This window comes from Agromyces sp. Marseille-Q5079 (assembly GCF_051016555.1).
Classification (GTDB): Bacteria; Actinomycetota; Actinomycetes; order Actinomycetales; family Microbacteriaceae; genus Agromyces.
This window is the reverse complement of the sequence record NZ_JBPEJF010000003.1, coordinates 181,836-195,940: the sequence shown is the minus strand read 5'-3', so window position 1 is coordinate 195,940 and position 14,105 is coordinate 181,836. Positions and strand designations below refer to the sequence as shown.

Sequence of the window (14,105 nt, the reverse complement as noted above, 5' to 3'; positions counted from 1 at the left end):
CTGCCGAAGGCTTTGCGTCCGCTGACGCTCCGCTGGGAGCCCGGGTCAGCGCCTCGCGATGCGCGCGTTCGCCGCGGCGCGGGCGATGCGCTCGGACTCGGCGAGCGAGGCGACGCTCACCGCGGACTCGGGCGACTCGTGCGCCTCGACGACCGCGCGCACGGTGTCGACGATGTCGAGGAACCCGATGCGCCCGGCGTGGAACGCCGCGACGGCCTCCTCGTTGGCGGCGTTGAAGACCGCCGGGTAGTCGCCGCCGGCCCGGCCGACCTGCTTGGCCAGCGCGACCGCGGGGAACGCCTCGTGGTCCAGCGGCTCGAAGGTCCACGACGAGGCGACCGTCCAGTCGAGGGGCCGACCGACGGCGGCCACGCGGTTCGGCCAGTCGAGTCCGAGCGAGATGGGCAGCCGCATGTCGGGCGGGGAGGCCTGCGCGATCGTCGAGCCGTCGATGAACTCGACCATCGAGTGCACGATCGACTGCGGGTGCACGGTCACGTCGATGCGGTCGTAGGGCACGTCGAAGAGCAGGTGCGCCTCGATCACCTCCAGCCCCTTGTTCACGAGCGTCGCGGAGTTCGTCGTGACGACCAGGCCCATGTCCCACGTCGGGTGCGCGAGGGCCTGCGCCGGCGTGACGTCTGCGAGCTCCTCGCGTCGCCGCCCGCGGAACGGACCGCCCGACGCGGTGAGCACGAGCCGGCGCACCTCGTCGTCGGTGCCCGATCGCAGGGCCTGCGCGATGGCCGAGTGCTCCGAGTCGACCGGCACGATCTGCCCGGGCCGCGCGAGGCGCGTGACGAGGGCGCCGCCGACGATGAGCGACTCCTTGTTGGCCAGGGCGAGGGTCGTGCCCCGCTCGAGCGTCGCGAGGGTCGGACCGAGGCCGACCGATCCGGTGATGCCGTTCAGCACCACGTCGGCGTCGACGTCCCGCACGAGCTGCGCGGCCTCGTCGATGCCGACCGCGGTGTTCTCGACGCCGAACTCGGCCGCCTGCGCCTCGAGGGCCGCCCGATTCGAGCCGACCGCGAGGCCGACGACCTCGAAGCGGCGCGGGTTCGCGCGGATGACGTCGAGGGCCTGGGTGCCGATCGAACCGGTGGAGCCGAGGATGATGACTGAACGCACACCCCCACTGTACGGTCGCGGCGCCGAGGCGGGTCAGCCGATGACCGCGACCGATGCCGCCCGGCGCCCCGGCACGGGCACGTCGTGGAACACGACGTCGCGCCAGAACGACCCGAACTCCGGCACGCTGCGCTCGATGCGCCCGATGCCGCCGTCCTCGGTGGGGGCGGAGAGCGCCAGCCGCGAGGGCTCGATGAAGTCGCTGTGCCCGAGCGCCCGCAGCAGCGCGTTCTTGCGCGCCCACAGCGCGGCCCTGGCGAGCGCGGCCTCCTCGGCGCCGAGCGAACGGAGCACCATCCGCTCGTCGGGATGCAGGGCCACCTCGTCGATGCCCTCGCCGACGACGAGCACGGCGGGTTCGACGGCGACCCCGAGCGGATGCCGCGTGCCGGTCGCCGCGACGATCGCATCGCCCTCGATCGCGACATCGCCGTACCGCGGTGCGCCTGACGGCGTGAGCGGGTAGGCGACGGTGACCCGGCCGTGGCGGACGCCGCAGTCCTCGCAGGCGTGCACGAGCTCGACGTCGTCGGTGGGCACCGAAGCGGACTCGGCGATGAGCGCGCGGAGCACCGCATCGGGACCCGGTTGCCGACGCGATCCCGCCACGACGCGCACCCGGATGCCCGTCTCGCCGAGCACGATCGGCTCGTCGTCGGAGATCGTGTCCACGCCTCCATCTTGGCGCACGGCGGGCGCCGACGCGCCGTCGACCCTGCAAGCCATATGCCGGCCCTGGAATGGTGCGCCGCCTAGGGTCGGAGGGTGACAGAGCACGACGAGGGCCGAACCGACGGCGAATCAGGGCCGATCGCCACGGGATCCGTGCGGCAGGGCCCGGCGTACCGCATCATCCGCGGCATCCTGCGCCCGGTCGCGCTCGCCGTCTACCGGCCCAAGATCACCGGGACCGAGCACATCCCCGCCCACGGCCCGGTGATCCTCGCGAGCAACCACCTCTCGTTCATCGACAGCGTCGTGATCCCCCTCGCGTCGCCCCGCCCCGTGCAGTTCCTCGCGAAGGACGACTACTTCACCGGCACCGGCTTTCGCGGCTGGGTCTCGCGCACCTTCTTCACGGCGATCGGCGCGGTGGGCGTGAAACGCGGCGCCGGAGCCGACGCGCAGGCCGCGCTCGACGCCGGCCGCGGCATCCTCGAGGCCGGCAACGCCTTCGCCATCTACCCCGAGGGCACGCGGTCGATCGACGGCCGCCTCTACCGCGGCCGCACGGGCGTCGCCTGGCTCGCCCTGCAGACGGGCGCCGCCGTGGTGCCGGTCGGGCTCATCGGCACCCAGGAGATCCAGCCGGTCGGCGCCAAGCTGCCCCGGGTCCGGCCGGTCACCGTGCGCTTCGGCGCCCCGATCGACGTCTCCGGCCACGGCGCCGCCACCTCGGGGCGAGCACGCCGTGCCGCGACCGACGAGATCATGGCCGCCATCCACGCGCTCACCGAACAGGAACTCGCGGGCACCTACAACGAGACGCCGCCGCAGGGCGCGCTCGCCAAGCTCGCCGACCGCGTCGTCCCGCGCGAGCGCCTCTGAACCACCTCGCGACATCCGGTCGATTCACAGCACCCACGAGCGCCGGGCCGATAGGGTCGAGCGGATGAGCACCGTCGGCCGCCTCGCACGTGTCACCACGGCCGTCGTCGCCCTGCTCACCCTCGCCGGCTGCGTCTCCGCCCCCGCCACCCCGTTGCAGGTGGATCGCACCCTCCCCGAGCCTCCCGCGACGGAGTTCGATCCCGGGCTGATCGTGAGCGACGACGCGTTCTACAACAGCGACGCGATGAACGAGGACGAGGTCCAGGCCTTCCTCGAGCAGGTGCCGTGCCGCGCCGACGTCGGCGTCGACTGCCCGGCCGAGTACACCGAGACCACGACGACGACGCCCGCCGTCGGCGGACGTCACTGCGGCGAGTACCGGGGCGGAGCCGACGAGCCCGCCAGCCGCATCATCACGAAGGTCGCGGCCGCCTGCGGCATCAGCCCGCGCACGCTCCTCGTGCTGCTGCAGAAGGAGCAGTCGCTGCTCACCAGGCCCACCGCCGACGGCTACCTGCGCGCAACCGGCTACGCGTGCCCCGACACCGCCGACTGCGACCAGGAGTACTTCGGGTTCTTCAACCAGGTGTACAACGCCGCCTGGCAGTTCCGCCAGTACACCGAGCACCCCGAGCGCCGGTACATGGTCGGCGCCACCGACATCGGCTACAACCCCGATGGTGCGTGCGGCGCGAGCACCGTCGAGATCCGCAACCAGGCCACCGCGAACCTCTACAACTACACGCCGTACCAGCCCAACGCCGCCACCCTGGCCGACCCCGAGGGCGGCGACGGATGCGGCGCCTACGGCAACCTCAACTTCTGGCGCCTCTGGCACCGCTGGTTCGGCGACCCGACCGCCGAGCGGTACCCGGCGTTCTTCGAGCCGTGCACACGGCTCGTCGGCGGTCACGCCTGCCCCGTCGAGCCGACGCTGCCCGCGGTCGAGGTGACGCCCTGACGATCCGCCGGCCGGCGGGCCGTGCTCAGTCGGCGACGAGCACCTCGGGCTCGTGGTGCACCGGGAAGGCGACGGATGCCGCGATGAAGCACTTCGCCGCGGCCTCGGCGTGGATCTCCAGCGCGCGTGCGGCCATCGCGGCGTCGGCGACCACCACGCGCGGTCGCAGCACCACCTCGCGGCACGCACCGCCGCCGCGGCCGTCCTCGACCATGACGCCGGTCGCGGCATCCGTGTAGCCGACCACGACCACGCCGTGCAGGGTCGCGACGTGCAGGTACGAGAGCATGTGGCACTGGCTGAGGGCGCCGATGAGCAGTTCCTCCGGGTTCCACCGCTCGGCGTCGCCGTGGAACACGCGGTCGCTGGATCCCTCGATGACGTGGGATTTGCCCTTCGCCCGCAGCAGGTGGTCCCGGCCATACGCGCGGTAGCCGGTCGTGCCGCCTTCGCGGGCTCCGGTCCACTCCACGTCGACGGCGTAGGCGTGTTCGCCGAGCATCATGCGACTCCGTTCGCTCCGCGCGGTCGGACGTGATCCGCGACCCGGTCCACGCTAGCGGCGGCATCCGGATGTCGCGTGCGAACGCCTCGATCGCCCGCGCGCACCGACGCTCCGGCGCTAGTCTGGAAGGCATCATGACTGACATCCAGACACCCGTAGAGACCCAGGCCGCACCCGTCTACTCGGTGCCGCAGGAGCGCCGCATCGTGACGGCGATCCCCGGACCGAAGTCGCAAGAACTGCACGCGCGACGCGCGAAGGTCGTCTCCGCCGGGGTCTCGTCGGCGCTGCCCGTCTACATCTCGCGCGCGAACGGCGCCGTGCTCGTCGACGTCGACGGCAACCAGTTCATCGACTTCGGCGCGGGCATCGGCGTGACGACGATCGGCCACACCGAGGCATCCGTCGTCGAAGCCGCCGCGGCCCAGCTGCAGGACGTCATCCACACGCTGTTCACGATCACGCCGTACGAGGAGTACGTGCGCGTCGCCGAACTCCTCGCCGAGCACACGCCGGGCACGCACGAGAAGCGCACCGTGCTCGTGAACTCGGGCGCCGAGGCCGTCGAGAACGGCGTCAAGATCGCCCGCAAGTACACCGGTCGCCGCGCGGTCGCCGTGCTCGACCACGCCTACCACGGGCGCACCAACCTCACCATGGCCATGAACTACAAGGCCCACCCGTACGCGACCGGCTTCGGCCCGTTCGCCGGCGACGTCTACCACGCACCCAGCTCCTACCCCTATCGCGACGGCCTCTCCGGCGCGGATGCCGCGGCGCGCACCATCGCGTACCTCGAGAAGGTCGTCGGTGCGAGCGACCTCGCCTGCCTGGTCGTCGAGCCGATCCAGGGCGAGGGCGGCTTCATGGTGCCCGCCGAGGGCTTCCTCCCCACGCTGCAGGCCTGGTGCACCGAGCACGGCGTCGTCATGATCGCCGACGAGATCCAGTCGGGCATGGCCCGCACCGGACGCTGGTTCGCGAGCGAGCACTTCGGCTGGACGCCCGACCTCGTGCTCTCCGCGAAGGGCATCGCCGGGGGGCTCCCCCTCGCCGGCGTCACCGGCCGGGCCGAGATCATGGATGCCGCGCACGCGGGCGGACTCGGCGGCACCTTCGGCGGCAACCCCGTCGCGTGCGCCGCGGCCGTCGCCGTGTTCGAGTCCATCGAGGCCAACCACCTCCTCGACGAGGCGACGCGCATCGGGCAGACCCTCACCGCGGGCCTCGAGCACCTCAAGACGCGCTACGACGTCATCGGCGAGATCCGCGGCCTCGGTGCGATGATCGCGATCGAACTCGTCCAGCCCGGAACCGGCACGACCACGAAGCAGCCGAACCCCGAGGCCGTCGCCTCCCTCGTCGCGTACGCCGCCTCGCAGGGAGTGCTCCTCCTCAGCGCCGGCACCTACGGCAACGTGCTGCGCTTCCTCCCGAGCCTCGCCGTGAGCGATGCGCTCATCGAGGACGCCCTGCACGTGCTCGACGACGGCTTCGCGGCACTCGGTTGATCCGGTGACCGGTACCTTCTCCATCTCAGACGCCGTCCAACTCGCCGTGGTCGAACGCAATGGTTTCACCGAGTCCAGGCACGCCGGCTCCGCCGTCGTGCTCTCACCCGAGGGCGAGCAGCTGCGCGCCCTCGGAGACGTGGCGACGCCCGTCTTCCCCCGTTCCGCGATGAAGCCGTTCCAAGCCGTGGCCGTGATGGCCTCCGGCGTCACCCTCCGGGGCGAGGATGCCGCGATCGCGACCGCCAGCCACTCGGGCACCGCCGCGCACGTGGCGCTCGTCCGCGGCCTGCTGGCTCGAGACGGCCTCCCCGAGTCCGCCCTCGGCTGCCCGCCGTCGGCGCCGTTCGACCAGACCTCGCGCGACGAGTTCACGCGATCGGGCGGCCCACGTGAGCGCGTCTACATGACGTGCTCGGGCAAGCATGCGGCGATGCTGCTCGCCTGCTCGGCCAACGGATGGCCGCTCGACGGCTACCTCGACCCCGCGCATCCGCTCCAGAAGCGCATCCTCGACGTGCTCGAGCGGCTCACGGGCGAGCGCCCGGCGGCGACCGCGCCCGACGGCTGCGGAGCACCGGTGCACGCGGTCAGCCTCACCGGGCTCGCCCGCGGCATCCAGAAGATCACGACCGCGGCCCCGTCGTCGCCGTTCGCGCTCTTCCGCGAGGCCGCCGCGCTCACCGAGGGCGTCCGCGAGAACGCCTGGGCGATCGCCGGCCCCGGTCAGCCCGACACCGTCGCGATCGAGCGCCTCGGCGTGTTCGCCAAGTTCGGCGCCGAGGGCGTCATGGTGATGACCGCGCCGAACGGCACGACGACGGCGCTCAAGGTGCTCGACGGCTCCTCGCGCGCCTCGACCATCATCGCGCTCCGCCTCCTCGCCGACGCCGGAGCCGTCGACGACGGCGCGGTCGACCGGGTGGCCACCGAACTCGATCTCTGGATCATGGGCGGCGAGCGCCGGGTCGGCGAGATCCGCGCCACGATCTGAGCGTCCCGCTCCCGCGGATGCCGTGCCGGAACGGGCTTCCGGCGCGGCATCCGCGGTGCTGCTCGGTTCGGGTCAGCCGAGCTTCGCAAGCCGTTTCGCGCGCGCCGCACGGGACACCTGTGCGCCGATCACGAGCACGATCGCGAAGAGGAACACCGCCGAGGCGATGACGTTGGCCTCGGCGGGGATGCCGCGCGACGCCGAGATGTAGATGTACTTCGGGAACGTGGAGACCGAACCGGAGTTGAAGTTCGTGATGATGAAGTCGTCGAAGCTCAGGGCGAACGAGAGCAGCGCGGCCGCCACGATGCCCGGCAGCAGCAGGGGGAACGTGACCCGCCAGAACACCTGCGACGGCGACCCGTAGAGGTCGCGACCGGCCTCCTCGAGCGCCGGGTCGAGGCTCGCGACGCGCGCCTTGACCGTCACGACCACGAAGCTGATGCAGAACATCGTGTGGGCCAGGATGATCGTGGTCATGTCCTTCGGCACGCCCACCGCGAGGAACTGCGCCGCGAGTCCGGCGCCCAGCACGACCTCGGGCGTGGCCATCGGCAGGAACAGCAGCAGGCTGATGACCGAACGCGCCCGGAACCGGTAGCGCACGAGCGCGATCGCGATCAGCGTGCCGAGCGTCGTGGCGATGAGCGTGGCCACGATGCCGATGATGACGCTGTTGGCGAAGGACTGGCAGACCGCGCCTCCTTCGACGTTGCAGACGTTCAGCCACTTGTCGAAGGTGAACCCGCGCCAGGCGATGTTCGACTTCACCGAGTCGTTGAACGAGAACACGAACGTGTAGACGATCGGGATCAGCAGGAACACGAACGCCATGACGGCGTACGTCGGCAGCAGCCAGGCGCCGAGGCCGACCCGTCGTGGCCGCGGCGGCCTGCGACGCGGTTCGGTCTGCTCGCTCTCGCTGAACCCGCCGAGCACGGCGGCGGCTTGCACTTCTCCGCTCACAGCAGGTCCTCCGTTCCGGAACGCTTGACGTAGATGCCGACGAGCACGAGGATCGCCGCCATCAGGATGATCGACAGCGCCGCCGCCGCCGGGTAGTTCAGCAGCACGAGGAAGTTCGCCTCGATCACGTTGCCCATCATCTGCGTGTCGGGTCCTCCGAGGAAGTCCCGGCTGGCGTTGACGTAGTCGCCCGCCGCCGGGATGAACGTGAGCAGCGTGCCCGCGACGATGCCCGGCATCGACAGCGGCAGGGTGATCTTGCGGAACACCGTGAAGGGGTTCGCGTAGAGGTCGCTGCCCGCCTCCAGGTAGCGCAGGTCGAGTCGTTCGAGCGTCGTGTAGAGCGGCAGGACCATGAACGGGATGAAGTTGTACGTCAGGCCGAAGATCACCGCGAACGGCGTACCGGTGAAGTGCGCGTCGGGAGCCAGGAGCGAGAGCGCCTTGAGCGAGGTGATCACGAACGACTCGTCGGAGAGCAGCTGCTTCCAGGCGAGCGTGCGGAGCAGGAAGCTGATGAAGAAGGGGGCGATGACCAGCACGAGCATGAGGCTCTGCAGGAGCGGCCACCTCCTCGCCGTCACGCCGATGAAGTACGCCAACGGGTAGCTGAACAGCAGGGCGAACACCGTCGCGGTGAGCGCGTAGCCGAACGAGCGCACGATGTGCGGCCAGTACGCGGTCATCACGTCGACGTAGTTCTGCCAGTTGAACGCGTACTGGTACTGGCCGATGTCGCCGTATTCGAGGGGCGCCTGCAACGAGGTCAGCAGCAGCGAGACGAGCGGCGTGAGGAAGAACAGCACCAGGTAGAGGATGCCGGGCAGCAGCAGGAACAGCGCGATTCGGCTCGACTTGCGCGGTGCCTGCTGGGTCGGGGCCTCCGCGGTCGAGAACGCGGCGAAGGCCATGCTCAGCCCTCCTCGAGCTCGGCGACGAGGTCGTCGCGACGCTGCGCGGCGATGGCGGTCGTCGAGTCGTCGGCCGCGAACCGCTCCGCGTCGCCGGGGCCGTCGACGAGTCCGAACCCGTGCTCGACGCGCCAACTCGCCCAGACCTCCGAACCGAGGCCGACGCTGGGGCCGGCTCCCGTGTTCTGCGCGAAGACGAGCACGGTGCCGTGGCCCGGGATGTCGACGAGGTACTGCGTGCTCACGCCGGAGAACGACACGTCGAGCACGCGACCCGGACCGACCACGTTGCGGTCGGGCGTCTCGGCGGGCGCCTCGGTGTGCAGCGTGACCTTCTCGGGACGCACACCGACCGTCACGGTGCCGTTGTGGCGTGCGGCCCTGGCCTTGGGGACGACGATGCGCGAGCCGCCGGCATCGACCGAGACGGCCGTGTCGGTGGCGCCGACCACCTCCCCGGTGAACAGGTTCGACTGTCCGAGGAAGTTCGCCACGAACACGGTTCGCGGCAGGTCGTAGAGCGCCTCGGGTGCGCCCATCTGCTCGATGGCGCCCTTGTTCATGACCGCGACCGTGTCGGCCATGGTCATGGCCTCCTCCTGGTCGTGCGTGACGTGGAGGAAGGTGAGGCCGACCTCCTCCTGGATCGTCTTCAGCTCGAGCTGCATCTGGCGTCGGAGCTTGAGGTCGAGGGCACCGAGCGGCTCGTCGAGCAGCAGCAGGGCGGGGCGGTTGACGATCGCGCGCGCCAGGGCGACGCGCTGCTGCTGGCCGCCGGAGAGCTGTTGCGGACGCCGCTGCGCGAGGTGATCGAGTTCGACGAGGCGCAGCGCCTCGTGCGCCTTGCCGAGCGGATCGCCGATGCGACGACGCTTGAGGCCGAACGCCACGTTCTCGATGATGCTCATGTGCGGGAAGAGCGCGTAGCTCTGGAAGACCGTGTTGACGGGGCGCTCGTGCGACCTCGTCGAGGTCACGTCCTTGCCGCCGATGAGGATGCGGCCCTGCGTCGGCTCCTCGAGTCCGGCGACGAGGCGGAGCGTGGTGGTCTTGCCGCAGCCCGAGGGACCGAGCAGGGCGAAGAACGACCCGGCGGGAATCGTGAGATCCATGTCCTGGATCGCGGTGAACCCTGGGAAGCGCTTCTGGATGCCGACGAGTTCGAGGTCTGCGCCCCGCTCGGCGAATTCGCGTACAGCCATGGTGTCGGTCTCTCTCAGGCGCCGAGCAGGATGCTCTGGAACTGGGCCTGGTACTTCTGCTCCTCCGCGCCCGAGAGCGAGCGGAAGATGTGGGCCTGCGACAGCGTCTGCTCGTCGGGGAAGATGAGCTGGTTGTCGGCGAGCTCGGGGTCGATGGCCGCGGCCGCCTCCTTCGCGCCGACGACGGGCGTGATGTAGTTGACCCAGGCCGCGACCTCGGCGGCGACCTCGGGCTCGTAGTAGTAGTTCATGAGCGTCTCGGCGTTGGTCTTGCGCGTGGAGCCCACCGGCACCAGGAAGTTGTCGTTCCAGAGCGTGCCGCCCGCTTCGGGGATCGCGAACTCCCACTTGTCGCCGGCCTCCGCGTTGATGACCGTGATGTCGCCCGACCAGCAGATCGCGGCGAGAGTGTCGCCGCTCTTCAGGTCTTCGAGGTAGGAGTTGCCCTTGATGTTGCGCACCTGGCCGCTCTCGACCTGCTCGGTCAGCACCTCGATGGCGGCGTCGTACTCGGCGTCGCCCCAGTCGCCGGCGATGTCGACGCCGTTCTGCAGCATGATCAGGCCCATCGTGTCGCGCATCTCGGAGAGCACGCCGACGCGGCCCTTGAGCTCGGGCGCCCAGAGGTCTTCGACCGTGGCGAGGCCGTCGGGGTAGGCCTCCTTGTTCCAGCAGATGCCCGCGAAGCCGCCCTGCCACGGCAGCGAGAACTGGCGGCCCTTGTCGAAGTCGGGGTCGCGGAGCGCCGGCTCGAGGTTCGCGAGGTTCGGGATGTTGTCGTGGTTCAGCTCCTGCGTGTAGCCGAAGCGGATCCATCGGGCGACCATCCAGTCGGTGAGGCAGACCGTGTCGGCCCCGATGTCCTGGCCGAGCGCGAGCTGGTCCTTGACCTTGCCGTAGTACGTGTTGTTGTCGTCGACGGCGACCTCGTAGTTGACCTTGATGCCGGTCTGCTCCTCGAACGCCTGGAGCGTCGGGTAGTTGCCCGAGTCGTCCTCGTCGATGTAAGCGGCCCAGTTCGCCCAGTTGAGCGTCTTGTCGTTCGCGGACTTGTCGGCTGCCGGGGTGGGCTTGGTCACGCCACCGCCGGTCGAACATGCGGCGAGAGCGAGGGCCGATGCACCGGCGCCCGCGCCGGCGAGCATCGTGCGGCGGCTCATCTGCGACGCTCGGGCGCGTGCGATGAGCGAACGGATCATCGGATCCTGGGGAAGGGGCCGAGCGTTCACGGGTGCTCCATTCGGGTCAGCGACGTTGCCATGGGGTGCGTCGATACTGCCACACTGCGGTGCGCAATTCACGCGATGATGTCCGAATCGTTAATTTCTGCGAACTTCTCATTCGGATTCAGTGCTCAAACTGGACATTCGGAGCGTTTTCAGTCGTTTTCCAGCTTCGCCGTGTCGCCGCCCGACCCGGCTCGACCTGCCAGCACTCGCGGTCGGGGTCGCCGAGGAGCGGCGGCAACGGAACGGATCCCGAGCGCGCCGCCGAAACCGGCGCGAGCGACCGGAACTCGCGGAGGCCGCCGCGCACGACGAGGCGCATCGACTCGCGCGCCCGCGCACCCAACGCGTAGGCCGACGCCCAGGCATCCGCGTCTCCGACGACGACCGCGCGCTCCAGGTCGGCGAGCGCGGCCGCCGTCTCGCGCTCGCCGCCCGGCGCGAGCACGAGCGGCGTGAGACCCGCGTCCCGGAGGTCGGCGAGGTCGCGCTGCGGTGCCATCGAGACGATCGCGACGACGGCTGCCTCGAGTTCGGCCTCGGCCGGCCTCGCGGGAGGCTCGACGCGCGGCAGCGGCGCCTCGACGACCTGCAGCCTCCGGGCGCGCCACTGGCCGGCCCCTGGAACGTCGTCGGGCTGCCAGAGCTCGCCGACGCCGCCGGCGTGGGCGAGCTCGGATCGCGAGGCGTGGCGCAGGTGGAGGACGGATCCGAACAGCTCGCGCACACCGCCGCCGAGTCGATGCCCGAGCGCCGCGCTCGCCACCACGGCGAGTCGGGACCGCCGGCCCTCCCTGAGGAGCAGTTCGAGTGCGATCACGGCCGCATGGCGATACTCCTCGGGCCATGCCGAGAAGCAGGCGTCGAGGTCGTCGATGACGAGGAGGCGGCGCCGACCGCCGTGACCCCGGACGTCGCCGCCCCGCACCGCGTCGGCGAGCCCCACGAGCGTGGACCAGTCCTCGCCGCGGCCCCGGCCGAGTCGTACGACCTCGACGCCTGCACCCGCTCGCAGCGCGGCCTCGACTGCGGCGAGCGTCGTGGACCGGCCGCTCCCCGGTGCGCCGAGCACCAGCAGCGGACCGTCGCCGCCGGGCGACCACCTCGCCGCGGACCGACGCTGCAGGTCGGGCTCGTCGAGCAACCCGAAGGCGACCGCATCGGATGCCGCGACCTCGCCGCCCGCGGGGTCGAACGCCGCGAGCTCGGCCTGCGCGAGACGGGTCGGCAGCGGGTCCAGCCACGGCCGACGGACGGGCGTCGAGGTCGCGAACCTCCGTCGCACCTCGTCGATCGCGGCGAGGTCGACGAGGGCCGACTGGAACGGCACCGGTGTGCCGTCGCCCCGGTCGACGATGCCGCGCCCCGGCCGATCGACCGGGATCGCGGCGGCCTCGTCGGTGCCGACCACGACCATGCTGTCGGCACGGTTCATGACGCGGAGGGAGATGCGGATCGCCGCATTGGCGGTCACTTGGTCGCCGATGACGCCGTTGGGTCGCTGCGAGGCGAGCACGAGGTGCACGCCGAGGGACCGGCCCCGCGCGGCGATGTCGGCGATGACCGCCCCGAGTTCTCGGAAGCGCTGGATCATGGCCTGGAACTCGTCGATCACGACCACGAGTCGACCGAGCGGGACGTCGGCCGCCAACTGCGAGATGTCTCGGGCTCCCGCGTCGCGGAGCACGCGCTCGCGGTGGCGCAGCTCCGCGCGCAGGCTCAGGACCGCCCGTTCGGCCTCGGACTCCGCGAGGTCGGTCACGATGCCGGCGACGTGCGGCAGCGACGCCACCGGCTCGAACGCGGCCCCGCCCTTGAAGTCGACGAGTAGGAACGCGACGCGCTCGGGCGGGTGCGCGGCTGCCAGTTGGCGGATCCACGCGAGGAGGAACTCGCTCTTGCCGCTGCCGGTCGTCCCGGCGACGATCGCATGCGGCCCGTCGGCGACGAGGTCGAGCTCGAGCACGCCGCCCCGCGTCACAGCGATCGCGGCCCGCAGCGAGGATCGGTCACGGACCGGATGCTGCGGGGTCGGCAGGTCGCCGACCGGCACGACCTCGGGAAGCGGACCGGCACCCGTGGCGATGCCACGGCGTTCCGCGAAGCCGGCCGCCCCGGATGCCCAGGCCGAGGCCTCCTCGATGCCGAGCATCTCGGGCACGAGGTCGATCGACGCGCTGTCGCCGAGGCGGAGCATCCGCGCGGTCCGCGGCCCGTGCACATCGAGCACGATGCCGAGTCCGGATGGAAGCAGCGACGCCTCGGGGGCCATGGCGATGACGATCTCGGCCCCACCGGTCGGATCGCCGCCGGCGCCGAGCTCTCGCGCCGGGTCGAGGTCGATCACGACGACCCGTGTCGTGCCCGCGTGCGGCAACTGCCCGACCCACGACCACGCCGTGGTCGCCGGTGCGGAGAAGTCGACGAGATCCGGGGCGACGGCATGGGCGCACTGCACGATCAGCGCGCGCGCCGCCGCCCTGACGAGGTGGCTCCGGCCCACGAGGCCGACGCCGTCGCCGATCGGGACCACGACCGGGGCGCGTTCGAGCCGCCGCGCGGCATCGAGCGCTTCGCGATCGGGCTCGTCGACCGGACTGCCCTCCACCCGCACCGTGCTCTCGACGGTCGCGCTGCCCACCACGATCGGCGCGAGCGGCTCGCGACCCCACGCCGGCGGGATGCCGCCGCCGGCGAGCAGCCTCGCGGGCGGATGCCGCGACCAGAGGTCGGCCGCCTCGTCGGCGTGCCGACGGCGGATCTCCTCGTGCAGCCGCCCGAGCGCGGCCCGGCGCTCGGCCTCGGCGAGCCGCCTGGCGCGCCGCACCTGGCGTCGCGCATCGAACATCGTCGCGACGGCGAGGAGAGGTCCGAGCGCCGCGAACGCGAGGGACGCGACGGATCCGGTCGCGAACCACAGCACCAGCGAGGCTGCGACGGGCGCGATCGCGGCGAGGAACGGGAATCCGGGGCGTGCCGGCTCCGCGGCGATCGGGGGCAGCGACAACGGGAGCCGGGTGGGCTCAGGCGGAGCGAACAGGCGTGTCGAGGTCACATGCCATGACACCAGCGCTGCCGCGCGCGCATCGGTGGCCGGCGCGGACCGCGGGCTCTGCGACATCCGGCTCGGGCTGTGGAGGGCGAGTG

The 14,105-nt window shown here is 71.4% G+C and carries 12 protein-coding genes; 4 read left to right on the top strand and 8 right to left on the bottom strand.

The features are described from left to right. Positions 1-45: 45 nt before the first annotated feature. Complete coding sequence (dxr, locus tag ACR3IO_RS08405; protein WP_434070742.1) at positions 46-1,131, bottom strand: 1-deoxy-D-xylulose-5-phosphate reductoisomerase; 1,086 nt, start codon at positions 1,129-1,131, stop codon at positions 46-48. 33 nt (positions 1,132-1,164) lie between these two features. After that, a complete protein-coding gene (locus tag ACR3IO_RS08400) occupies positions 1,165-1,803 on the bottom strand; it encodes a hypothetical protein (RefSeq protein ID WP_434070741.1) in 639 nt (212 codons plus the stop codon). A 93-nt stretch (positions 1,804-1,896) separates the two neighbouring features. Here ACR3IO_RS08400 and ACR3IO_RS08395 point away from each other — a divergent pair, with 93 nt between their 5' ends. Both ACR3IO_RS08395 and ACR3IO_RS08390 read left to right on the top strand, forming a co-directional pair. After that, a complete protein-coding gene (locus ACR3IO_RS08395; RefSeq protein ID WP_434070740.1) occupies positions 1,897-2,679 on the top strand; it encodes a lysophospholipid acyltransferase family protein in 783 nt (260 codons plus the stop codon). Between the two features lie 64 nt (positions 2,680-2,743). Next, entirely contained in the window at positions 2,744-3,643 is a 900-nt protein-coding gene (locus tag ACR3IO_RS08390) for a hypothetical protein (protein WP_434070739.1), read from the top strand. Positions 3,644-3,668: 25 nt separating this feature from the next. On the opposite strand, the gene ACR3IO_RS08385 is transcribed toward ACR3IO_RS08390, so the two are convergent. Beyond that, positions 3,669-4,145: an OsmC family protein gene (locus ACR3IO_RS08385; protein WP_434071165.1), complete on the bottom strand. Its 477-nt coding sequence runs from the start codon at positions 4,143-4,145 to the stop codon at positions 3,669-3,671. 137 nt (positions 4,146-4,282) lie between these two features. Here ACR3IO_RS08385 and gabT point away from each other — a divergent pair, with 137 nt between their 5' ends. Beyond that, positions 4,283-5,659 (top strand): 4-aminobutyrate--2-oxoglutarate transaminase, encoded by a 1,377-nt coding sequence (gene gabT / locus ACR3IO_RS08380; RefSeq protein ID WP_434070738.1) that lies wholly within the window; start codon positions 4,283-4,285, stop codon positions 5,657-5,659. 4 nt (positions 5,660-5,663) lie between these two features. After that, positions 5,664-6,653: an asparaginase gene (locus ACR3IO_RS08375; protein ID WP_434070737.1), complete on the top strand. Its 990-nt coding sequence runs from the start codon at positions 5,664-5,666 to the stop codon at positions 6,651-6,653. Between the two features lie 72 nt (positions 6,654-6,725). Here ACR3IO_RS08375 and ACR3IO_RS08370 read toward each other — a convergent pair whose 3' ends face one another. The 5 genes from ACR3IO_RS08370 to ACR3IO_RS08350 all read right to left on the bottom strand — a co-directional run bounded on the left by ACR3IO_RS08370 (position 6,726) and on the right by ACR3IO_RS08350 (position 13,965). Then, positions 6,726-7,487 carry an ABC transporter permease gene (locus tag ACR3IO_RS08370; protein ID WP_434071164.1) on the bottom strand — a complete coding sequence of 254 codons (762 nt, stop codon included), beginning with the start codon at positions 7,485-7,487 and terminating at the stop codon, positions 6,726-6,728. Positions 7,488-7,615: 128 nt separating this feature from the next. Then, positions 7,616-8,530, bottom strand: coding sequence for an ABC transporter permease (locus ACR3IO_RS08365; RefSeq protein WP_434070736.1), 915 nt, complete (start codon positions 8,528-8,530; stop codon positions 7,616-7,618). Positions 8,531-8,532: 2 nt separating this feature from the next. Then, a complete protein-coding gene (locus ACR3IO_RS08360; protein WP_434070735.1) occupies positions 8,533-9,732 on the bottom strand; it encodes an ABC transporter ATP-binding protein in 1,200 nt (399 codons plus the stop codon). Positions 9,733-9,746: 14 nt separating this feature from the next. Further along, positions 9,747-10,892 carry an ABC transporter substrate-binding protein gene (locus ACR3IO_RS08355; protein ID WP_434070734.1) on the bottom strand — a complete coding sequence of 382 codons (1,146 nt, stop codon included), beginning with the start codon at positions 10,890-10,892 and terminating at the stop codon, positions 9,747-9,749. 187 nt (positions 10,893-11,079) lie between these two features. Next, complete coding sequence (locus ACR3IO_RS08350) at positions 11,080-13,965, bottom strand: FtsK/SpoIIIE domain-containing protein (protein ID WP_434070733.1); 2,886 nt, start codon at positions 13,963-13,965, stop codon at positions 11,080-11,082. Between the last annotated feature and the right edge of the window lie 140 nt (positions 13,966-14,105).